The organism is Geodermatophilus sp. URMC 65 (genome assembly GCF_053502545.1).
This window is the reverse complement of sequence record NZ_CP199954.1, coordinates 2146480-2166547: the sequence shown is the minus strand read 5'-3', so window position 1 is coordinate 2166547 and position 20068 is coordinate 2146480. Positions and strand designations below refer to the sequence as shown.

Genomic DNA, 20068 nt, shown 5'->3' with positions numbered 1-20068 from the left:
CCGGAGCCGCGGTCAGACGCCGGTCGGGACGCCGTACCGGCGGGCGTACTCCTCCTGGGCACCCGCGGGCAGGACGTCGTAGAGCTCGCCGAGCTCCTCGACCACGTCGGCGGACAGGTCGTCGAAGAGGCGCTGCCAGGTCGGCGGCTCGTCGTAGCTGCGGGTCAGCAGCAACTCCCAGGCGCGCGTCTGCCGGTCGCGTTTGCTGCGCTCGGCGACGAACTCCGAGAGGTACCGGTCCTTGGCGGCGTCCTTCTCCTCCTTGGTCGCCGAGGCCGGCAGCTCGGAGGGGTCGGCTCCCTTGAGGACCGCGACGATCGCCTCCACGACGTCGGGCCGGAGCCGGTCGGTCTCGTCCATGGGGGCTGCTCCTGTCGTCGCGCGCCGGTGGTTCGACGTCCGGTGCAGCGTGCCCCACCTGGCGCAGGCATAACCACCCTGGTCCCGCCCGGTGGGCGCGCCACGCCGGGTGCCGCGGGCGACCGGCCGTGCGGGGACCGGTATCCTGGCGGGCGCAGTTGGAGGATTCGCCTAGTGGCCTATGGCGCTCGCTTGGAAAGCGGGTTGGGGGCAACCCCTCGGGAGTTCGAATCTCCCATCCTCCGCCGGCCGGTGCTGACCGTTGGTGACCGGCTGCAGCACGAGAGGCCCCGGCCGCTCCCATCGAGGGTGTCGGCGGGGCCTCTCGCGTGTCCGGAGGTGTCTGCGGCCGCGGACCGGGCGGTGGAGGTCTACGTCAGCCGCATGTCGACGGCCATGGCGATGACCCCGGCGCGGACGGTCACTCGTCCGGTCCGTGCCAGTCGAACGGGAAGTGCTTCGACGACCGGCCTCCCCACTCCCAGGTGAACCCGAAGTCGGGGACGGCCACCCGTTCGCTCGTCCCGACCGCCCAGGTGGCGACCTGCCCGGGGCCGACCTCGGCGCCGGGCGCGTTGTGCAGCTGCACGCGCGCCCTCGGTGGGGTGGTCGGGCCGGTGAGCGCCTCGGCCGCGGCCAGCACGCGCCCGGGCACCTCGGCGCGGAAGGTGCCCAGGTCCCCGGCCACCTCGACGGTGATCGGCGCCAGCGTCACGCCCCGGACGTCGTCGACCAGCTGCGCGAACGTCGCCGGCCAGCCGCCTGCCTCGCCACCGAAGACGGCCTGCAGCGCACGCTGCTGGGCCTCGTCGGCGCGGTCGTCGACGAACATGCCCATCGCCACGTCCGCCTCGACCCAGACGTTGCCCTCGAACTCCACGACGCCGAGCACGTTGAGCCCGTCCAGCCGCACGTCACCGAAGCGGCCATCGCGGATGTGCCAGGCCAGCACCCCCTGGCAGTGGTTGTTCGTGGGCGGCTGAGCGAAGGTGCAGGGGCAGGGAACGGTGCAGCTGCAGACGTCGAACCAGTCGCCCACCAGGCGCCACTGCGGAACCTCGGTCATGTCGACCTCCCGGGTCGGCGCCGCCCGGATCCGCGATCCGGATCCCGGATGCGGCGGGGACAGTATCCGCCGCCGACCCCTGCGCCGGCCCCGTCCCCGCCCTGCCGCAGCCGCGTCTGGCGACCACGAGAGCCGGCACGGCGACGGGCCGTTTCGCCCGGCGGGATCGAGGCGCCCGTCCGTGCGGCACGGGCCGCCACCAGCCCGCGTCGCGCGGGGGTGCCAGAACCCGGTCCTGGACGTGTCAGGACTCTGCTGGGGAGACCGCTGCGCCGCGGTCGGAGCAACGGTGAGCACCCCGCCGGGGAGGCCGGGCCCTCGGGGTCCGGCCTCCGTCGTCTCCGGGCGGTTCAGCCGTGCGGCTCCGCCACGGCCTCGTGCTCTGCCGGGGCCTCGTGCTCTGCCAGGGCCTCGTGCTCGGCCACGGCCGGACGCCGCAGGTAGAGCCCGGCCACTGCGGCCAGCACCAGCACCCCGCCGGCCAGCGCCCCGAGCGGCAGCCGCTCGCCGAGGACGACCGTGGCCAGCGCCGTCGCCGTCACCGGCTCCAGCAGCGTGACGATGCCGGCGACCGCGCCGGGCACCGTCTGCAGTCCGCGGAAGAACAGCGCGTAGGCCGCGGCGCTCGGCACCACACCCAGGTAGAGCAGCGTCGCCAGCGCGACCGGCTCGGTGGTCAGGCGCAGGCCGGCGGCCAGGGCCACCGGCGTCAGCAGCAGTGCGCCACCCACGAAGCCGGTCAGCGTCACCGGGACGCCGGCGGGGACGCCGCCACCGGCCAGCGTGACGACGGCGTACCCGAGGGCCGAGCCGCTGGCCAGCAACGCGCCCAGCAGCACCGCCGTCCCGGCCGAGGCCCCGGCGGTGAGCCCGACCAGCAGCCCCAGGCCGACGAGCGCGACGGCGAGGGTCACGAGCGTGGCGCGGTCCGGCCGGCCGTGCCCGAGCGCCGCCGCGCCGAGCGCGATGAGCAACGGGGCCAGGCCGAGTGCGACCAGGGTCGAGACGCTCACCCCGGCCTCCTCGACGGCGGCGAAGAAGGCCAGCTGGTAGGCGGCCAGCCCGGCGCCGACCAGGCCGAGCCGGACGGCGAGCGGTCGGGTCAGCGGGACGGCGGACGACGGCCGCCGGTGCCGGGTGAGCAGGTACCCGGCGAGCAGGACGGCGGCGCCGACGGCCATGCGGTGCCAGGCGATGTCGAGCGGGCCGAGGTCGGTGCGGTCGGTCACGATGCGGGCGCTGACGCCCGAGGTGCCCCAGCAGAGGGCAGCGAGGACGACGAGCGGGAAGCCGCGCGACACGGCAGAGGTGGTCGAGGGGGTGGGCATGACGCTCCTGGGCGGGTCCGGATCGGGGAGAGGCGGTCCGGAGCACGGCGCAGAGGCCCGGCAGCTGGTGCCGGGATCAGGTCAGCCCGCGGTGCTCCGGGTCAGGAGCGCGGCGGGGGCAGCACGAGGGCGTGCCGGGGCGTCATGGCAGTGAGGGTAGCGAGGGGGCGCCCGGCTCTCACGCGGTTTCCTCTACAGTGGGTGCAGACCCCTCGTGTGGCGTCACCCTGTGAACCTCCCCAGGGCCGGAAGGCAGCAAGGATAAGCGGGCTCTGGCGGGTGCGCGGGGGGTCCCTTTCTTTCTGTCGGCCCACCGGCCGACACCGCGGCCGGGTGCCGTCCCGCCTGGGTGGTGCCGCTGCCCGTGTCCCTGTCGGGAGACCCTCCGGGCCCCTGCGACCGGTCCACAACGGCGTTCGCCGATCCGTCGCCTCCTCCACGTAACCTGCTGCCGTGGCTCTGGCGCTCTACCGGAAGTACCGCCCGGCGACCTTCGCCGAGGTGGTCGGGCAGGAGCACGTGACCGCCCCGCTGGTCAACGCCGTCGACGGTGGGCGGATCAACCACGCCTACCTGTTCAGCGGCCCGCGCGGGTGCGGCAAGACCTCCTCGGCGCGCATCCTCGCCCGGTCGCTGAACTGCGAGCAGGGGCCGACGTCCACCCCCTGCGGCGTGTGCACGTCCTGCGTGTCGCTGGCACCCGACGGCCCCGGCTCGATCGACGTCATCGAGATCGACGCGGCCAGCCACGGCGGTGTCGACGACGCCCGCGACCTGCGCGAGCGGGCCTTCTTCGCGCCGGTGAACAGCCGCTACAAGGTCTACATCGTCGACGAGGCGCACATGGTCACCACGCAGGGCTTCAACGCCCTGCTCAAGGTGGTGGAGGAGCCGCCGGAGTTCCTCGTCTTCGTCTTCGCGACCACCGAGCCGGACAAGGTGCTGCCCACCATCCGCTCGCGCACGCACCACTACCCGTTCCGCCTGGTGCCGCCGACGACGCTGCGCGGCCTGCTGGAGAAGACCTGCGCCGCCGAGGGCGTGCAGGTCGAGCCGACCGTCTTCCCGCTGGTGGTGCGCGCCGGCGGCGGCTCGGTCCGCGACTCGCTGTCCATCCTCGACCAGTTGCTCGCGGGTGCCGGCTCCGACGGCGTCACCTACAAGGAGGCCGTCGGCCTGCTCGGCGTCACCGACGACGCGCTGCTCGACGAGACGATCGACGCCCTCGCCGCGCACGACGCGCCGGGTGTCTTCCGCGCGGTCGACCGGGTCGTGGAGGCCGGGCACGACCCGCGCCGCTTCGCCACCGACCTGCTCGACCGGCTGCGCGACCTGATCGTGCTCGACGCCGTCCCGGACGCCGGGGGCAACGGCCTGCTCGACTGCCCGCCCGACCGGCTGGACCTGATGAGCTCGCAGGCCCGGGCGCTGGGCTCGGCCACGCTGTCGCGGATGGCCGACACCGTGCACGCCGGCCTGACCGAGATGCGGGGGACGACGGCCCCGCGCCTGCTGCTCGAGCTGGTGTGCGCCCGGATGCTGCTGCCGGCCACCGACGACTCGGGTGCGGCCACCCTGCAGCGGCTGGAGCGCCTCGAGCGGCGGATGTCCATCGCCGGCGAGCACGCCGGCCGGCCGGGGGCCGAGCCCACCGGTCCCGCCGCGCCGGTCCGCGAGGCGCGGCCGGAGCCCGCCGACACCGCACCCGAGCAGCCCGCCCGCCCGGTCCGCGAGTTCGTGCGCAGATCGCAGGTCGCCGCCCCGGCGCCGAGCGCGCCCGCACAGCCGGCGCCGCGCCCCGCTCCCGAGCCCACCCGCGCCGAGCCCGCCCGCCCGGAGCCCACCCACGCCGAGCTCTCCGGCGCCCAGCCGGAGCCGACCGGGCAGGCGCGCACCGAGCCCGCTCCGCCCGAGCCGGTCGCGGCTCGCCCGCCGGCCGACGACGGCTGGCCGGAGACCACCAAGCCGGGATCGGGCGCCCCCGCGCGTCCGGCCGTCCCGGCCGAGGACGGCTGGCCGCAGACCACCCCGCCCGGCTCGGGCGCGCCGTCCCAACCGGGCGCTCCGGCCCCCGCGCCGACCGCGGCCGAGGAGCGGCCGCCCCGGGTCGCCGGCGGGGAGCCGGACATCCCGCTGCCGCCGGAGCCGACCGACGACGAGGACTGGCCGCACCCGGCCCAGCCGGCCGCCGCCGCGGCCGCGGCGGCGCGGGTCGGGCAGCCCCGCCCGGCCGCGACGTCGACGCCGCGGGCCGCCGCGGAGTCCTCGCCGGCGCCCCGCGGCAGCGAGCCGATGCCGGTGGTCACGGCCAACCCGCCCGAGGCGGCCGGTGACGGCGAGCTGGACGCCGGTGACGTCCGCCGGGTGTGGCCGGAGCTGCTGAAGACCGTGCGGGGTCAGAAGCGCACGACCGAGGCACTGCTCAGGAGCGCCCAGGTGCAGGACCTCACCAACGGGGTGCTCACCCTCGCGGCCACGTCGCCGGCGCTGGCCAAGATGCTCGGCGACGACCTGAACAGGGACATCGTCCGGCAGGCGCTGCAGGAGCTGCTCGGCGTGCGCTGGAAGGTGCAGGTGGTGGTCGCGGGCGCCGGCCAGCCCGCGTCCGGCCGCACCGCGTCCCCGGAGGCCGCCCGCGAGGCGGCGCGGGCCGCGGAGGCGGCCGAGGCGAGCGAGCTCATGGCCGAGCGGGCCGCCGAGGGTGCCGGGGGCGACGGGGAACCGGAACCGGCGGTCGACCCCGAGCAGGCGGCGCTGTTGCTGCTGCGCACCCACCTCGGCGCGCGCCCGATCGACGGCTGAGGGCGCTGCCTCAGCCGCGGGCCAGGACCTCGTCGAGGCGCTCGTAGCCCTCCCGGACGCCGACCTCCATGCCGCTGGCGATCATCGCGTCGCGGTCGGCGAAGGAGTCGCACAGCGAGGTCGAGGTGAGCCGGGTGCGGCCGTCGCCGAGGTCCTCGAGCACCACCTTCTCCAGCGCGACGCCGTCGGGCATGCCCTCGAAGGTGAAGGTCTGCACGATCAGCTCGTCCGGCCGGACCTCGTGGAAACAGCCGTGGAAGCCGTACTCCTCGCCGTCCTGCCGGTGCACGTAGCGGTAGGAGCCGCCGGTGCGGCAGTCGTAGTGGTCGATCGACATCTCCAGGCCGCGCGGCCCCATCCAACGGACCACCAGCTCGGGGTCGGTGTGGGCCCGGAACACCTTGCTCGTCGGGGCGTCGAACTCGCGGGTGATGCGGATGAGCGGGACGTCAGGGTCCGCGGCGATCTGCGTCTCGTGGGTGTTGGCGGTCATGACGGGTTCCTCTCCTGGGTCGGATCTGCGGGGGAGACGTCGTCCGGCATGGAGGCCAGGACGTCGTCGAGACGGCGGTAGCGCTCCTCGGCCTGCTGCCGGTAGCGCTCGATCCACGTCGTCATGAGGTCGAGGACCTCGGCCTCGAGGTGCACCGGACGCCGCTGGGCGTCGCGGCTGCGGCTGACCAGGCCGGCGTCCTCGAGCACCCGCAGGTGCTTGGAGACGGCCTGGACGCTCACGTCGTAGGGCTCGGCGAGCTCGCCGACGGTGGCGTCGGCCACCGCCAGCCGGGCGACCATGTCGCGCCGGGTGGGGTCGGCCAGGGCCGCGAAGACCCGGGAGAGCGGATCGGCGGCCATCGGGTGTCCTCCCTTCCGCAACCGTCCGGTTGAGGACGAGCGTGGACCCGTCCGGCGGCGTTGTCAACCAGCCGGTTGAGGACGCCGACGTCCCCGCACGTGTCGGTCCCTCGGCCTACTCTCGGGTCATGTTCCCCGGAGGCCAGCCCGACATGGCACGCCTGCTCGAGCAGGCGCAGCAGATGCAGCAGCAGCTGGCTGCCGCGCAGGAGCAGCTGGCGCAGGAGGAGGTCACCGGCACGGCCGGTGGCGGCCTGGTCAGCGTCACGATGACCGGCCAGGGCGAGGTCACCGCGGTGACGATCGCGCCCGCCGCCGTCGACCCCGACGACGTGGAGAGCCTGCAGGACCTCGTCGTCGCGGCCTTCCGCGACGCCTCCCGCGCCGTCAACGAACTCACCGCCAGTCGCATGGGGCCGCTCGCCGGCGGCCTCGGTGGCGGCCTGGGGTTGCCCGGCCTCTGAGCCGCGGCGGACCCCCCTGACGAGAGGGACACCGTGTACGAGGGGGCCGTCCAGGACCTCATCGACGAGCTCGGCCGGCTGCCCGGCGTCGGGCCGAAGAGCGCCCAGCGCATCGCGTTCCACCTGCTGGCGGCCGAGTCGGCCGACGTCGACCGGCTGGTCGCGGCGCTGCAGCGGGTGCAGGCCGAGGTCCGGTTCTGCAGCACCTGCTACAACGTCGCCGAGGGCGAGCAGTGCCGCATCTGCCGCGACCCGCGGCGGGTCGACGACGTCATCTGCGTCGTCGAGGAGCCCAAGGACGTCGTCGCGATCGAGCGCACCCGCGAGTTCCGCGGCCGCTACCACGTGCTCGGTGGCGCGATCAGCCCGATCGAGGGCGTCGGCCCCGACGACCTGCGGGTCAAGGAGCTCATGACCCGGCTGATGAGCGGCACGGTGACCGAGCTGATCATCGCCACCGACCCCAACCTCGAGGGCGAGGCGACCGCCGCCTACCTGGCCCGCCTGGTCGGCCCGCTGGGGCTGGCGGTCTCCCGGCTGGCCAGTGGCCTGCCCGTGGGCGGCGACCTCGAGTACGCCGACGAGGTCACGCTGGGCCGGGCGTTCGAGGGTCGCCGCCGCATCGACGCCTGAGGGACCCCGTCCTCACCACCCTTGGCAGGCTCAGGGGCGGGACCCGGGACGGGGCCACAGCAGGGCCCTGCAGGGGGCCGCCCTCCCCGAGCTCCGGTGCGGCAGTCACGAGCGGGTAACGGTCGCCGCTGACCCTTCGGGAACGCGCAGCGCCCGTGCTACCCATGGGTGATCGACACCCACGGCCCGGTGTGACGCCCGTTCTGTTCGGCGTGCAGGCGGGTCCTCAGGAAGAAGTGAAGGTAGGCGGATGACTTCCGTTTCGACGGGTGGGCGACGCGCGCGCGTCGCCACGGCGGGCCTCGCGGTGACCGCGCTGGCCCTGGCCGCGTGCGGCGGCGGTGGCGACGAGGGCGGCGGTTCCGGCGGCGGCGGTGGCGGGGACGCGCTGACGATCGGCACCAGCGACAAGATCACCACCATCGACCCCGCGGGTTCGTACGACAACGGCTCGTTCGCCGTGATGAACCAGGTGTTCCCGTTCCTGATGAACACCAACTACGGCAGCCCGGACGTCGAGCCGGACATCGCCCAGTCGGCCGAGTTCACCTCGCCGACCCAGTACACGGTCACCCTGAAGCCGGGCCTGACCTTCGCCAACGGCAACGAGCTGACCTCGTCGGACGTGAAGTTCACGTTCGACCGGATGGTCGCCATCAACGACCCGAACGGTCCCGCCGCGCTGCTGGCCAACCTCGCCGGTGTCGACGCCCCGGACGACACCACGGTCGTGTTCAACCTGGTCAGCGGCAACGACCAGACGTTCCCGCAGATCCTGTCCAGCCCGGCCGGCCCGATCGTCGACGAGGAGGTCTTCTCGGCGACCGAGCTGACCCCGGACCAGGAGATCGTCGACGGCAACGCCTTCGCCGGGCCGTACACGATCACCAACTACGACCAGAACAACCTGATCTCGTACGAGGCCAACCCCGAGTACCAGGGGCTGCTGGGGGCGCCGAAGACCGCGCAGGTCAACGTCCGCTACTACGCCGACTCCTCGAACCTGAAGCTCGACATCGAGGAGGGCAACATCGACGTCGCCTTCCGCAGCCTGTCGGCGACCGACATCGACGACCTGCGCGGCAACGACCAGGTCGAGGTGGTGGACGGCCCCGGCGGCGAGATCCGCTACATCGTCTTCAACTTCAACACCCAGCCCTTCGGCGCCACCACGCCTGAGGCCGACCCGGCCAAGGCGCAGGCGGTCCGCCAGGCGATGGCGCACCTGATCGACCGCCAGGAGATCGCCGACCAGGTCTACCGGGGCACCTACACCCCGCTGTACTCGCACGTGCCCGACGGCCTCACCGGCGCGATCACGCCGCTGCAGGACCTCTACGGCGACGGCAACGGTGGCCCGGACGCGGACAAGGCCACCCAGGTGCTGCAGGCCGCGGGCGTGCAGACCCCGGTGCAGCTGTCCCTGCAGTACTCCAACGACCACTACGGGCCGTCCTCCGGTGACGAGTACGCCCTGATCAAGGACCAGCTGGAGTCCAGCGGCCTGTTCACGGTCGACCTGCAGACCACCGAGTGGGTGCAGTACTCCGAGGACCGCGTCGCCGACGTCTACCCGGCCTACCAGCTCGGCTGGTTCCCGGACTACTCCGACGCCGACAACTACCTGACGCCGTTCTTCCTGACGGAGAACTTCCTGAGCAACCACTACAGCAACCAGCAGGTCAACGACCTGATCCTGCAGCAGGCGACGACGCCGGACCCGGCCGCGCGCCAGGCCCTCATCGAGCAGATCCAGCAGCTCGAGGCGCAGGACCTGTCCACGCTGCCCTACCTGCAGGGTGCCCAGGTCGCCGTCGTCCGGACCGGGGTGGAGGGTGCGGCGGACACGCTGGACCCGTCCTTCAAGTTCCGCTACGGGGCCCTGAGCCAGGGCTGACCGGACCGGCCTGAGAAGGTAGCGACACCGGCCCCGGGTGACCCCGCCGCCACGGCGGGGCCACCCGGGGCCTCCATGCGCGGAAGTGATGGCATGACCACAGCAGCGACCGAGCTCGCGGCCGGCGACCCGGCCCAGGTGGACGTACCGGCGGCCCGCAGCCGCCGCGGCAGCGGGGGACTGGGGAGCTACGTCCTCGTCCGCTTCCTGCTGATCATCCCCACCGTGTTCATCCTTGTGACCACGGTCTTCTTCCTGATGCGCTCGACCGGCGACCCGATCACCGCGGCGCTGGGCGGGCGGCTGACCGCCGAGGAGCTCGCCCAGCGGGTGAGCGAGGCCGGTTACGACCGGCCGCTGTTCGTGCAGTACCTCGAGTACCTCGGGAACGTGTTCACCGGCGACTTCGGGACGACGCTGTCCGACCGGCGCCCGGTCACCCAGGTGCTCACCACCTTCGGGACGGCGACCCTCGAGCTGGCCGTCTACGCGCTGATCGTGGCCTTCGTCGTCGGCATCCCGCTCGGCCGGCTGGCCGCCTACGCCCGCGACCGGTGGCCCGACGCCGTCCTGCGGGTCTTCGCGATCCTCTGCTACGCCACCCCGGTCTTCTTCGCCGGTCTGGTGCTCAAGCTCGTCTTCGCCAGTGGGCTGGGCTGGCTGCCGGTCGCCGGCCGGGCCTCGACCCGCGCCGAGATCGAACTGCAGTTCCTCGACGACCCCACCGGCATCTACCTCGTCGACGCCCTGCGCCTCGGCGACGGCGAGGTCGTGCGCGACGTCCTGGAGCACGCGGTGCTGCCGGCCGTCGCGCTCGGCCTGCTCACCGCCGGGGTGTTCCTGCGGCTGGTGCGCACCAACGTCATCGGCACGCTCGGCACGGGCTACGTCGAGGCCGCCCGCTCCCGCGGGGTCGCCGAGCGCCGCCTGCTGCGCAAGCACGCCTACCGCCCCGCGCTCATCCCGATCATCACGGTGATCGGCCTGCAGGTCGCGCTGCTCATGGGCGGCGCGGTGCTCACCGAGACGACCTTCGAGTGGAAGGGGCTGGGGTTCCAGCTGGCGCAGTACCTGCAGGCCCGCGACTTCGTGGCCGTGCAGGGCATCGTCGCGCTGCTCGCGGTCATCGTCGCGGTCACCAACTTCGTCGTCGACGTCATCGCCGCCTTCATCGACCCCCGGGTGAGGTACTGATGGCCACCTCCGTGACCGCTCCGCCCGAGGACGCGCCTGGCACCCACCCGTCGCGTCGGGGGTGGCGCCGGCTGCCCGTCGTCCACCAGCTGCGGCAGAGCGTCGGGCTGCAGCGCGGCATGCTCGTCGCCGGCCTGCTGCTCACCGCCCTGTTCCTGCTGACCGCGCTGTTCGCCCCGCTGCTGGCGCCCTACGGGCACGCCCAGCTGCGCGACGCCGACGGACCGTTCGGTGCCCAGCAGCCGCCGTCGGCCGAGCACTGGCTCGGCACCACCGTCGGCGGCTACGACGTGTTCTCCCGGGTGGTCCACGGCTCGCGCACCGCGATCCTGGTGATCGTCGTCGCGATCGTGCTCTCGCTGTTCGCCGGCGTGCTGCTCGGCCTGGTGTCGGGCTACTTCGGCGGCTGGCTGGACCGCGTGCTCGTCGTGGTCTGCGACGCGGTCTACGCCTTCCCGTCGCTGCTGCTGGCCATCGTCATGGCGATCGTCATCAGCGGCGGGCAGTCCAGCCTGTTCGGGGGCATCCTGGCCGCGGCGATCTCGATCACCGTGGTGTTCATCCCGCAGTACTTCCGCGTCGTCCGTGCCGAGACGGTGCGGATCAAGAACGAGGCCTACGTCGAGTCCGCCCGCGTCGTCGGGGCCGGGCACTGGCGGATCATGACCCGGCACGTGCTGCGCAACGCCACCCGCACGCTGCCACTGATCCTCACGCTCAACGCCTCCGAGGCGATCCTCACCCTCGCCGGCCTGGGCTTCCTCGGCTTCGGCATCGAGCCGACCGCAGCCGCGGAGTGGGGCTACGACCTCAACGCCGCCCTGTCCGACGTCACCAGCGGCATCTGGTGGACGTCGATCTTCCCCGGCCTGGCGATCGTGCTGGTCGTGCTCGGGCTGACCCTGGTCGGGGAGAGCCTCAACGACCTGGCCGACCCGCGGCTGCGCAGCCGCCGCGCGGTGACCGCCGGGGAGGCCGCCGAGACCCCGGTCGTGCCCGGCGGGGCGCTGGACGCGGGGCCGGGCGGCCTGGACGGGATCGAGGAGACCCACCGATGACCACCGCACGCGAGGACGTCGTCGCCATCGACGACCTGTCGGTCTCGTTCGCCACCGACGCCGGCAGCATCGCCGCCGTCCAGGGGGTGAGCCTGTCGGTCGCCGCCGGCGAGGTGCTCGCCGTCGTGGGGGAGAGCGGCAGCGGCAAGACGGTGACCGCGCGCAGCATCCTCGGCCTGCTGCCCGAGACCGCGACCACCCGCGGGGCCGTGCTGCTGCGCAGCAGGGACGGCGCCGAGGAGCACGACGTCGTGACGCTCTCGCGCCGCCAACTGGGCGAGGTGCGGGGCCGGGACGCCGCGATGGTGTTCCAGGAGCCCTCCACCGCGCTGAACCCGGTGTACCCGGTGGGCTGGCAGATCGCCGAGGGGCTGCGCGCGCACGGGAGGTACTCGCGCAAGGAGGCCCGCGCCGAGGCGATCGACGTCCTGCGGCGGGTGGGCATCCCCGACCCCGAGGAGCGGGTCGACCACTACCCGCACCAGTTCTCCGGCGGGCAGAAGCAGCGCATCGTCATCGCCCAGGCGCTCGTGCTCGACCCCGGTGTGATCATCGCCGACGAGCCGACCACCGCCCTCGACGTCACCGTGCAGGCCGAGATCCTCGACCTGCTGCGCCGCTGCCGCGACGAGTTCGGCGCCGCGATCGTGCTGATCACCCACAACATGGGTGTGGTGGCCGACCTGGCCGACCGGGTCGCGGTCATGTACCAGGGGCGGGTCGTCGAGCAGGCCGACGTCCGGACGCTGTTCTCGGCGCCGCAGGAGCCCTACACCCGGCAGTTGCTGGCCTCGGTGCCGCGCCTCGGGGAGGGCCGGGCCCGCGCCGAGGAGCGGGCGGCCCGGCGGCCGGCCGGCTGGGCCGACGCGGCGCCGGTCGTCGAAGCCCGCGACCTGCGGATCGTCTACCCGGGGCGGCTGCGGCGTCCGGACTTCGTCGCCGTCGACGGCGTCAGCTTCGCGATCCGGCCGGGGGAGGTCCTCGGGCTGGTCGGGGAGAGCGGCAGCGGCAAGACCACGATCGGGCGCGCCATCGCCGGTCTGACGAAGGTCACCGGTGGTTCGCTGCAGGTCCTGGGCACCGAGATGAACGGGGTCAGGGAGAAGGCGTTCCGGCCGGTGCGCCGGCGGATCGGCTTCGTCTTCCAGGACCCGGCGTCGAGCTTCAACCCGCTGCTCACCATCGCCGAGGCGGTCGCCGAGCCGCTGGTGGTCAACGGCCGGGCCGACGACCCGCGCGCCGCGCGCGGGCGGGTCGACGAACTGCTCGAGGCCGTCCAGCTGCCGAAGAGCTTCGGCGACCGCTTCCCGCACGAGCTCTCCGGCGGGCAGCGGCAGCGGGCCAGCCTCGCCCGGTCGCTGGCGCTGGACCCCGAGCTGCTCATCGCCGACGAGCCGACGTCGGCCCTCGACGTGTCGGTGCAGGCGCGGGTGCTCGAGCTCTTCGCCGAGTTGCAGCGCGAGCTCGGGTTCGCCTGCCTGTTCATCAGCCACGACCTCGCCGTCGTCGACCTGCTCGCCGACCGGATCGCGGTGCTCTACCGCGGCCGGCTCGTCGAGGAGGGGACCGGTGCCGAGGTGCTCGGCGCGCCCCGGCACCCCTACACGCAGCGGCTGCTGGCCTCGCTGCCGGTTCCCGATCCCGAGGAGCAGGCCCGCCGCCGGGAGACCTGGCAGCAGCTCCGCGACGCCTGAGCCAGGCGTGGCCGGTCCGGGAGGACGGGGTCCGTCAATCGAGGACGACGTCGTCCCCTCGGCGCAGCGCCCGGCGGACCCGCAGCCGCAGGACCCGGGCGTAGGCGCGGACGAACTGCGTGTAGCCGGGCGTCGGACCGTGGTAGCCGAGGAAGCCGTGCGGGCCCTCGACCATCTCGCCGGTCCGGACGTCGTAGCGGCTCTGGTGCCACGGGCAGACCAGGCAGCCCTCGGCGTCGATGCTGCCCTCGGAGAGGTCGGCGAGCTGGTGGCGGCAGCGTCGGGAGACGGCGAAGTACCGGCCGTCCCGGTTGCCGACGGCCCAGTCGCCGACGCGGCGGACCGCTCCCGGCGGCAGGTCGGCGGCGGGGATCCGGTCGGGCTCGGTCATGCGTCCTCCAGCGGTCTCGGGCCCTGGGCCCTACCCGCGGGAGCGACGGCTCAGACCGCCCGGCGCGGGTAGGGTCGCCGCACCCGAACCCGGAGGTCCTCCCGTGCGCCGGCTGCCCGCCGTCCTCGTCCCGCTGGCCACCCTCGTCCTCCTCGGCGGAGGCCCGGCGCTGGCCGAGCCGCCGTTCGACGTCCCGGCGCAGCTCACCGACGACGCCGGCGTCCTCGACCCGTCCGAGGAGTCGCAGGTCGAGGACTCCCTCGGCCAGCTGCGTTCCGCCGACGGCACGCAGCTGTTCGTCGTCTACGTGTCGTCGTTCGACGGCGTGCCGCAGGGCCAGTGGGCGCAGGCGACAGCGGAGGCGTCGGGCCTGGGCACCGGTGACGCGCTGTTCGCCGTCGCGGTCGACGACCGGCGCTACGGCTACTGGGTGCCCGACGACTCCCCCCTGACCGACGCCGAGATCGAGCAGCTGCTGGTCTCCGACGTCGACCCGCTGCTGTCCCAAGGCGACTGGGACGGCGCGGCGGTCGCGCTCGCCGACGGGCTCGCCGGGGACCCCGGCGGCTCCGGGGACGGCGGCTCGGGCAGCGGGCTGGGCACGGTCGCGGTGGTCGGCGGCATCGCGGCGGTCGCGGGCGGGGCCTACCTGGTCTCGCGGTCCCGCCGGCGCCGGCAGGGACCGCCGCCCACCCAGCGGCTGGAGCGGCCCGACCCGCACGCCGGCGTGCCCACCGAGCAGCTGGAGGGGCAGGCCAGCACGGCGCTGCTGGAGCTGGACGAGGCGGTCAAGACCTCCCGGCTCGACCTCGACTACGCCCGGCTGCAGTACGGCCAGGAGGCGGTCGCCGGCTTCGCCGAGGCGCTGGCCGCCTCGGAGCAGGACCTGGTCCGGGCCTTCTCGCTGCGCCAGCAGCTGGACGACGAGCACCCCGAGGACGAGCCGACGAAGCGGCGCATGGTCACCGAGATGCTCCAGCTGACCGCCGCGGCCGACGCCCGCCTCGACGAGCAGGCGGAGGCCTTCGACCGTCTGCGCGACCTCGAGCGCACCGCGCCGCAGGCCCTCGACGCGCTGGCCTCCCGCGCCACGGCGCTGCGCGGCCGGCTGCCCGCCGAGGGGGAACGGTTCGCCGCGCTGCAGCGCCGCTACGCCGCCGCCGCGCTGGCGCCGGTCGCCGACAACCTGGCGCAGGCCCGGGCGCGGCTCGACGCCGCCGAGCAGGAGATCACCGAGGCACGCGACGAGATCGCGGCCGGGCGCTCGGGCGCCGCGGTCGGGGACATCCGGGTCGCCGAGGACGCCCTCGCCCAGACCGGCACGCTGCTGGACGCCGTCGCCCGCCTGGGCAGCGACCTGCCGGCCGCCGAGGCCCGGGCGGCGCAGGTGCGGGCCGAGACCGAGGAGGACCTCGCCGAGGCCCGCGCACTGGTCGCCGGGGGCACCGGTGGCGGACTGCGGCCGCAGGTGGCCCGCGCCGAGGCGGCCCTGACCGCGGCCGACGCCGCGCTGCGCCCGGCCGACGGCGGACTGTCCGACCCGATGGCGGCCCTCCGCCAGCTGGAGGAGGCCGACATCGCGCTGGAGCAGGCGCTCGCCGTGGCGCGGGACGCCGAGCAGCGGGCGCGGCGGGCCGCGGCGTCGCTGGACCAGGCGCTGCTCACGGCCCGCTCCACCATCGCCGCGGCCGGCGACTTCATCAGCACCCGCCGCGGTGCCGTCGGCCCCGAGGCCCGCACCCGGCTGGCCGAGGCGCAGCGGCACCTGGACCTCGCGGTCGCGCAGGGGCGCTCCGACCCGGTCGGGGGGCTGCGCGAGGCCCAGCTGGCCGACGCGCTGGCCCAAGAGGCGCTGCAGCGGGCGCAGTCCGACGTGGCCGGCTGGGGCGGTGGCGGGTACGGGCCCGGCGGCTTCGGCGGTGGGTACGGGCCGGGCGGGTTCGGCGGCGGGTACGGCGGGGGCCGCGGCGGCGTGGACCTCGGCAGCCTGGTGCTCGGCGGGATCATCTTCGGCGGCGGTCGCGGAGCAGGCGGCTACGGCGGCCCCTACGGCGGCGGCGTCGGTGGGGGCTCCTTCGGCGGGGGCGGGTCCCGCGGCGGCGGGCGCCGTCCGGGCAGCTTCGGCGGCTCGCGCAGCCGCGGCCGCTCCGGCGGCGGGCGGTTCTGACCGGCGTCCCCGAGCCCCTGGGAACTGTCGGTGCCCGGTGCCACGGTGTCCTCCCCCACCCGACGAGGAGGAGCGATGCCCACTCGGAACACCCCGTGGCCGGCCGGCACCCCTTGCTGGATCGACTACGGCGCCTCGGAGATCGACGTCGCCAAGGACTTCTACGGCCGCCTGTTCGGCTGGGAGTTCACGGGCGGTGACCCCGACTACGGCGGCTACCTCAACGCCACGCGCAACGGCGAGCCGGCCGCCGGCCTCGGCCCGCTGATGAACCCGGGCGACTCCCCGGGCTGGACGACGTACTTCGCGACCGACGACGCCGCGGCCACGGCCGCCCGCATCCGGGAGGCCGGCGGCGCCGTCGTCGTGGAGCCCATGGAGATCGAGCCGATGGGCACGATGGTCATCGCCACCGACCCGCAGGGCAACGCGTTCGGGCTGTGGCAGTCCGGCCAGCACACCGGGTACCGCGTCTTCAACGAGCACGGATCGCTGGTGTGGAGCGAGGCCGCGGTCGACGACCCGGCGGCGGCCCGGGAGTTCTACACGGCGGTGTTCGGCTTCACCTGGGCCGAGGTGCCCGGCGCGGAGGGCTACCAGACCTTCGCGATCGGGGACCGCATGCTCGGGGGCCTCGGCGGCCACCAGCCGGGCTCCCCGAAGGGCTGGACCGCGTGCTTCGCGGTCGACTCCACCGACGAGGCCGTCGCCACCGTCGAGTCCGGCGGCGGCAAGGTGACGATGGCGCCGATGGACACCGAGTACGGCCGCTTCGCCGTGGTGGAGGACCCGTGGGGTGCCCCGATGTCGGTGATGCAGCCCCCTGCGGCGATGCAGGTCCCGGGGAGCTGACCGGCGCGATCGCGGGTCGGTGCTGTGGTCGGACCCGTCCACCGCCGGCCCGCGGGGCCGGGTCGCCGTGGAGCACGTGCCACGGCTGGGAGGGCCCAAGGACTGCTGCGCTCCCTGTCCCACGGCGACCACCCTGTTGCCCACCACACGGGGCTGCCCACCAGCGCAGGGACCAGGAGGACCAGCCATGACCGCCAGCACCGGACACGCGGGCACGGCGACCGGCAACGCAGCCACCGTCATCGGTCTGTACGAGGCGTTCGGCCGAGGCGACGTCCCCGGCTTCCTCGCCCGTCTCGCCGAGGACGTTGCGTGGGAGGACTGGCGGGACAACTGGGCCCAGCGGGCGGGCGTGCCGACCATGGCCCGGCGCACCGGACCGGCCGAGGTGGCGGACTTCTTCGCCGTCGTCGGCACGTGGACGCTGCACGACTTCACCGTGCTCGACGTCATCGGCGACGGGCGCCAGGTCGTCGCGGAGGTGCGGGCGGAGTTCTCCATGCCGAGCGGCGGGCGGTTCGCGGACGAGGAGATCCACCTGTGGACCTTCGACGAGTCCGGCCGGGTGGTCCGTCTGCGGCACTACCTCGACACGGCCAAGCACATCGCGGCCAGCCGGGGCGAGGACACCACCGCGCGCTGACCGAGTGGCCGGGGCGCGAGGTCAGCCGCGGAGCTGCCCGTAGGTGTGCCCGGGGCGCAGCCGGACGACGAGCCGGCGGTCGGCGACCATGGCCGCGCGGTAGGCGTCCCAGTCCTCGTGCTCGCCATTGAGCGCGCGGTAGTAGCCGACGAGTTCCTCGACGGTGGCGTCGTGCGGGTCGGCCGCGACCGGGCTGAGCTCGGCGGTGCTCTCGACGGCGACCCACGTCCAGAAGTCCGCCGAGGTCACGTGCAGGGTCGCCCGCGGGTCGGCCTGCAGGTTGCGGGTCTTGGCGCGGTCGGCGGTCACCGAGATGCGGGCCAGCTGCTGCTCGTCGTCCCACGCGTAGAAGAGGTTCGACAGCTGCGGCCGCCCGTCGCGCTTGAGGGTGCCGAGCACGCCGGCGTGCTGGGAGGCGACGAAGGCGAGCATGCGCGGGTCGACGGTCATGCCGGCAGCAACGCCGTTCCGCTCCGTCCTGTGCCCCGCCGCCCGTCGCCGGGGCCGGGGGTCAGCGTCCCGACGGCGCGAGCGGCGCGGTCCGGGAGCCGTCCGACGCCGGTGGGGGCACGCAGACCCGGTCGCGACCGCTGCGCTTCGCGCGGTACACGGCGGCATCCGCCGTGGCCTGCAGCCCGACCGGGTCGCTCCACGTGACCGCCGCAGCGCCGACGCTCACGGTGACCGCGTAGGGAGCGCCGGCGGTGCGCACGTGGGTGACGAGCCGTTCGGCGATCCCGGTGGCCTCCGGCAGGTCGGTACCTGGCAGGAGGAGGGCGAACTCGTCACCGCCCAGGCGCCCGACGACGTCCTCGCTGCGGGTCAGGTCCTGCAGCGACCCGGCGACCAGGCGGAGCACCGCGTCCCCGGCCAGGTGACCCAGGGTGTCGTTGACGGTCTTGAACTCGTCGACGTCCACGAGCAGCAGGCCGAGCGGTCGGTCGGCCGTGGTGCGGGCCGCCTCGGTGCGCAGCCGCTCGTGGAAGGTGCGGTGGTTCAGCGCGCCGGTCAACCCGTCGCGCTCGGCGAGGAGGGCGACCTGCTGGGCGTAGGCGGCGGTGCGCTGGTAGGCCCGCTGGTGGTTGGCCGACGCGAACGCGCAGGTGGCCGTGGCGACCGCGAGGGCGAGCGCACCGACCAGGACGTCGTCGGCCGGCACACCCCCGAGCCCGAGGCCCATGCCGAGGTACCCGACGAGGATGCTCGTGCCGGCCAGCGCGACACCGGCCGGTGGGTACGCCAGCGCCGCGTGCGCCAGCAGGACGAAGAGGAACAGGACGTAGGGGCTGTCGACTCCCTCGTCGAGCACGCAGACCGTGATCACCAGGGCGATGCCCAGGGCTTCCCAGGCGTCGAAGAACAGCCGGCCCCGCGGGTGGCGGGCCAGCCGATCGACCGGGGCGAGCGCCAGCAGCGGAGCCGACCCCGCCACGGCCGCCGTCAGGGCGAGGAGGAGTCCGGATCGAGGCGGGTCGGTGGTCAGGGTCCGCGCGGCGATGATCGCCGGGAGGACCTCGCACAGCACGATCCCGCTGAGGGTGTGCCGCCGCCAGAAGGCGACCCGCTCCTCGTCCTGGGCCAGCGCTCTCATGCTCCTGTCATCGCACCGGCCGCCGGGCTCCCACAGAGACCCGGCCGTTCCTCTACCCCCTCGGAGGGAGGTCCGTCCCGTCGCGGCCGGCCGTGGTCCTCAGCGTTCCCGGCCCCGGGCCTTGAGCGGTACCGGCGGCAGCGGCGGGGCCTCCAGCCGGTCGCCGTCGTAGCCGACTACGGCGCCGAAGCGCTCGTCCTCGGCGTTCCACCGCTCGGCGTACTCGGCGATCTCCTCGCCGGAGCGGCCGACGAAGTTCCACCACATGACGATCCGCTCCTCGAACGGCTCGCCGCCCAGCAGCAGCAGCCGGGTCGGCCCGGCGGCGCGCACCCGCACCGCGCGCCGCCCGGTGCCGAGGTAGAGCATCGCGCCGACCTCCAGCGGCGTCTCCTCCACCTCGGCCGACCCGGACGAGGCCAGCAGGGCGTACTCGAAGTCCGGCTCCAGCGGCAGCTCGACGTCCGCGCCGGCGGCCAGCTCCAGGTCGGCGCCGACCAGCGGGGTGTACGCGGTGCCCGGCGAGGTGGCCCCGCCGAGGCTGCCCATGAGCACGGTGGCGGTCAGCCCGTCGGAGGCGAAGCCGGGCAGCGACGTGTGGTGGGCGAAGGCCGGCGCGGTGTCGCGGGCGGCCTCGGGCAGCGCCACCCACAGCTGGGCGCCGTGCAGGTACCGCGGGTGCACCGCCGGGGACTGCTCGGAGTGCGCGATGCCGTGCCCGGCGGTCATCAGGGCCAGCTCGCCGGGGCGGATGCGTGCGTCGCTGCCGAGCGAGTCGCGGTGGTGCACCTCGCCGTCGAGCAGCCAGGACACCGTCTGCAGGCCGGTGTGCGGGTGCGGCGGCACCTGCATGCCGGGTGTGGAGGTGATGTCGTCGGGGCCGTAGTGGTCGACGAACGCCCACGCCCCGACCAGCCGGCGGCCCAGGGTGGGCAGCAGCCGGCGCACCCGGGTGCTCTCGCCGAGCACCACCTCCTTGCCCGGCAGCAGGTCCAGCACCGGGCCGGCGGCGGTGTCCTCCAGCCCGCCGAGCTCGCGGGAGGGCGGGCGGCGGTCGAGGTTGCTCATGGCGT

19 protein-coding genes, 1 tRNA gene and 1 other RNA gene are annotated in these 20068 nt (G+C 74.6%); 12 read left to right on the top strand and 9 right to left on the bottom strand.

Features of this window, described 5'->3' with window-relative positions:
* Positions 1 to 12: 12 nt before the first annotated feature.
* Positions 13 to 360, bottom strand: coding sequence for a hypothetical protein (locus ACWIX7_RS10575; RefSeq protein ID WP_448621494.1), 348 nt, complete (start codon positions 358 to 360; stop codon positions 13 to 15).
* A 160-nt stretch (positions 361 to 520) separates the two neighbouring features.
* Between ACWIX7_RS10575 and ACWIX7_RS10570 the strand changes: the two genes are divergently transcribed.
* A tRNA-Ser gene (locus ACWIX7_RS10570) sits at positions 521 to 605 on the top strand.
* Between the two features lie 176 nt (positions 606 to 781).
* Here ACWIX7_RS10570 and ACWIX7_RS10565 read toward each other — a convergent pair.
* Positions 782 to 1426 (bottom strand): DUF1326 domain-containing protein, encoded by a 645-nt coding sequence (locus tag ACWIX7_RS10565; protein WP_448621493.1) that lies wholly within the window; start codon positions 1424 to 1426, stop codon positions 782 to 784.
* 350 nt (positions 1427 to 1776) lie between these two features.
* Positions 1777 to 2754 carry a DMT family transporter gene (locus tag ACWIX7_RS10560; RefSeq protein WP_448621492.1) on the bottom strand — a complete coding sequence of 326 codons (978 nt, stop codon included), beginning with the start codon at positions 2752 to 2754 and terminating at the stop codon, positions 1777 to 1779.
* Between the two features lie 203 nt (positions 2755 to 2957).
* Between ACWIX7_RS10560 and ffs the strand changes: the two genes are divergently transcribed.
* Both ffs and ACWIX7_RS10550 read left to right on the top strand, forming a co-directional pair.
* Positions 2958 to 3053, top strand: an RNA gene (gene ffs / locus ACWIX7_RS10555) — signal recognition particle sRNA small type.
* A gap of 154 nt (positions 3054 to 3207) precedes the next feature.
* Positions 3208 to 5556: a DNA polymerase III subunit gamma and tau gene (locus ACWIX7_RS10550; RefSeq protein WP_448621491.1), complete on the top strand. Its 2349-nt coding sequence runs from the start codon at positions 3208 to 3210 to the stop codon at positions 5554 to 5556.
* 10 nt (positions 5557 to 5566) lie between these two features.
* Here ACWIX7_RS10550 and ACWIX7_RS10545 read toward each other — a convergent pair whose 3' ends face one another.
* Together ACWIX7_RS10545 and ACWIX7_RS10540 are read right to left on the bottom strand one after the other, a co-directional pair.
* The gene (locus tag ACWIX7_RS10545; protein WP_448621490.1) at positions 5567 to 6049 is read right to left on the bottom strand and encodes an SRPBCC family protein; all 483 of its coding nucleotides are present in this window, start codon (positions 6047 to 6049) and stop codon (positions 5567 to 5569) included.
* Complete coding sequence (locus ACWIX7_RS10540) at positions 6046 to 6411, bottom strand: ArsR/SmtB family transcription factor (protein ID WP_448621489.1); 366 nt, start codon at positions 6409 to 6411, stop codon at positions 6046 to 6048. The genes ACWIX7_RS10545 and ACWIX7_RS10540 overlap by 4 nt, the downstream gene beginning before the upstream one ends.
* Before the next feature lie 128 nt (positions 6412 to 6539).
* On the opposite strand from ACWIX7_RS10540, the gene ACWIX7_RS10535 reads away from it, so the two are divergent.
* From ACWIX7_RS10535 to ACWIX7_RS10510, 6 genes are all read left to right on the top strand, one after another.
* Entirely contained in the window at positions 6540 to 6875 is a 336-nt protein-coding gene (locus ACWIX7_RS10535) for a YbaB/EbfC family nucleoid-associated protein (RefSeq protein ID WP_091219034.1), read from the top strand.
* A 33-nt stretch (positions 6876 to 6908) separates the two neighbouring features.
* A complete protein-coding gene (gene recR, locus ACWIX7_RS10530) occupies positions 6909 to 7508 on the top strand; it encodes a recombination mediator RecR (RefSeq protein WP_448621488.1) in 600 nt (199 codons plus the stop codon).
* Between the two features lie 250 nt (positions 7509 to 7758).
* Positions 7759 to 9405 carry an ABC transporter substrate-binding protein gene (locus ACWIX7_RS10525; protein WP_448621487.1) on the top strand — a complete coding sequence of 549 codons (1647 nt, stop codon included), beginning with the start codon at positions 7759 to 7761 and terminating at the stop codon, positions 9403 to 9405.
* Positions 9406 to 9498: 93 nt separating this feature from the next.
* The gene (locus tag ACWIX7_RS10520) at positions 9499 to 10599 is read left to right on the top strand and encodes an ABC transporter permease (RefSeq protein ID WP_448621486.1); all 1101 of its coding nucleotides are present in this window, start codon (positions 9499 to 9501) and stop codon (positions 10597 to 10599) included.
* A complete protein-coding gene (locus ACWIX7_RS10515) occupies positions 10599 to 11657 on the top strand; it encodes an ABC transporter permease (RefSeq protein ID WP_448621485.1) in 1059 nt (352 codons plus the stop codon). The genes ACWIX7_RS10520 and ACWIX7_RS10515 overlap by 1 nt, the downstream gene beginning before the upstream one ends.
* Positions 11654 to 13351: an ABC transporter ATP-binding protein gene (locus ACWIX7_RS10510; protein WP_448621484.1), complete on the top strand. Its 1698-nt coding sequence runs from the start codon at positions 11654 to 11656 to the stop codon at positions 13349 to 13351. Before ACWIX7_RS10515 ends, ACWIX7_RS10510 begins: the two co-directional genes overlap by 4 nt.
* Positions 13352 to 13385: 34 nt before the next feature.
* Here the strand turns inward: ACWIX7_RS10510 and ACWIX7_RS10505 are convergent, their stop codons facing one another.
* A complete protein-coding gene (locus ACWIX7_RS10505; protein WP_448621483.1) occupies positions 13386 to 13742 on the bottom strand; it encodes a Rieske (2Fe-2S) protein in 357 nt (118 codons plus the stop codon).
* Between the two features lie 103 nt (positions 13743 to 13845).
* Here ACWIX7_RS10505 and ACWIX7_RS10500 point away from each other — a divergent pair, with 103 nt between their 5' ends.
* From ACWIX7_RS10500 to ACWIX7_RS10490, 3 genes are all read left to right on the top strand, one after another.
* Positions 13846 to 15909 carry a TPM domain-containing protein gene (locus ACWIX7_RS10500; RefSeq protein ID WP_448621482.1) on the top strand — a complete coding sequence of 688 codons (2064 nt, stop codon included), beginning with the start codon at positions 13846 to 13848 and terminating at the stop codon, positions 15907 to 15909.
* A gap of 75 nt (positions 15910 to 15984) precedes the next feature.
* Positions 15985 to 16761, top strand: a complete 777-nt coding sequence (locus ACWIX7_RS10495) for a VOC family protein (RefSeq protein WP_448621481.1) — start codon at positions 15985 to 15987, stop codon at positions 16759 to 16761.
* A 187-nt stretch (positions 16762 to 16948) separates the two neighbouring features.
* On the top strand, positions 16949 to 17404 hold the full coding sequence (locus ACWIX7_RS10490; protein ID WP_448621480.1) for a nuclear transport factor 2 family protein: 456 nt from the start codon (positions 16949 to 16951) through the stop codon (positions 17402 to 17404).
* A 21-nt stretch (positions 17405 to 17425) separates the two neighbouring features.
* Here ACWIX7_RS10490 and ACWIX7_RS10485 read toward each other — a convergent pair whose 3' ends face one another.
* The 3 genes from ACWIX7_RS10485 to ACWIX7_RS10475 all read right to left on the bottom strand — a co-directional run bounded on the left by ACWIX7_RS10485 (position 17426) and on the right by ACWIX7_RS10475 (position 20063).
* On the bottom strand, positions 17426 to 17854 hold the full coding sequence (locus tag ACWIX7_RS10485; RefSeq protein ID WP_448621479.1) for a PPOX class F420-dependent oxidoreductase: 429 nt from the start codon (positions 17852 to 17854) through the stop codon (positions 17426 to 17428).
* 61 nt (positions 17855 to 17915) lie between these two features.
* A complete protein-coding gene (locus tag ACWIX7_RS10480) occupies positions 17916 to 18995 on the bottom strand; it encodes a diguanylate cyclase (protein ID WP_448621478.1) in 1080 nt (359 codons plus the stop codon).
* 99 nt (positions 18996 to 19094) lie between these two features.
* Entirely contained in the window at positions 19095 to 20063 is a 969-nt protein-coding gene (locus tag ACWIX7_RS10475; RefSeq protein ID WP_448621477.1) for a pirin family protein, read from the bottom strand.
* Positions 20064 to 20068: the final 5 nt, after the last annotated feature.

Coding starts and splice junctions, on each gene's coding strand:
- ACWIX7_RS10475 (WP_448621477.1), bottom strand. CDS start 20,063: ATGAGCAACCTCGACCGCCGCCCGCCCTCCCGCGAGCTCGGCGGGCTG.
- ACWIX7_RS10490 (WP_448621480.1), top strand. CDS start 16,949: ATGACCGCCAGCACCGGACACGCGGGCACGGCGACCGGCAACGCAGCC.
- ACWIX7_RS10575 (WP_448621494.1), bottom strand. CDS start 360: ATGGACGAGACCGACCGGCTCCGGCCCGACGTCGTGGAGGCGATCGTC.
- ACWIX7_RS10520 (WP_448621486.1), top strand. CDS start 9,499: ATGACCACAGCAGCGACCGAGCTCGCGGCCGGCGACCCGGCCCAGGTG.
- ACWIX7_RS10525 (WP_448621487.1), top strand. CDS start 7,759: ATGACTTCCGTTTCGACGGGTGGGCGACGCGCGCGCGTCGCCACGGCG.
- ACWIX7_RS10540 (WP_448621489.1), bottom strand. CDS start 6,411: ATGGCCGCCGATCCGCTCTCCCGGGTCTTCGCGGCCCTGGCCGACCCC.
- ACWIX7_RS10535 (WP_091219034.1), top strand. CDS start 6,540: ATGTTCCCCGGAGGCCAGCCCGACATGGCACGCCTGCTCGAGCAGGCG.
- ACWIX7_RS10505 (WP_448621483.1), bottom strand. CDS start 13,742: ATGACCGAGCCCGACCGGATCCCCGCCGCCGACCTGCCGCCGGGAGCG.
- ACWIX7_RS10560 (WP_448621492.1), bottom strand. CDS start 2,754: ATGCCCACCCCCTCGACCACCTCTGCCGTGTCGCGCGGCTTCCCGCTC.
- ACWIX7_RS10515 (WP_448621485.1), top strand. CDS start 10,599: ATGGCCACCTCCGTGACCGCTCCGCCCGAGGACGCGCCTGGCACCCAC.
- ACWIX7_RS10565 (WP_448621493.1), bottom strand. CDS start 1,426: ATGACCGAGGTTCCGCAGTGGCGCCTGGTGGGCGACTGGTTCGACGTC.
- ACWIX7_RS10480 (WP_448621478.1), bottom strand. CDS start 18,995: ATGAGAGCGCTGGCCCAGGACGAGGAGCGGGTCGCCTTCTGGCGGCGG.
- ACWIX7_RS10495 (WP_448621481.1), top strand. CDS start 15,985: ATGCCCACTCGGAACACCCCGTGGCCGGCCGGCACCCCTTGCTGGATC.
- ACWIX7_RS10485 (WP_448621479.1), bottom strand. CDS start 17,854: ATGACCGTCGACCCGCGCATGCTCGCCTTCGTCGCCTCCCAGCACGCC.
- ACWIX7_RS10510 (WP_448621484.1), top strand. CDS start 11,654: ATGACCACCGCACGCGAGGACGTCGTCGCCATCGACGACCTGTCGGTC.
- ACWIX7_RS10545 (WP_448621490.1), bottom strand. CDS start 6,049: ATGACCGCCAACACCCACGAGACGCAGATCGCCGCGGACCCTGACGTC.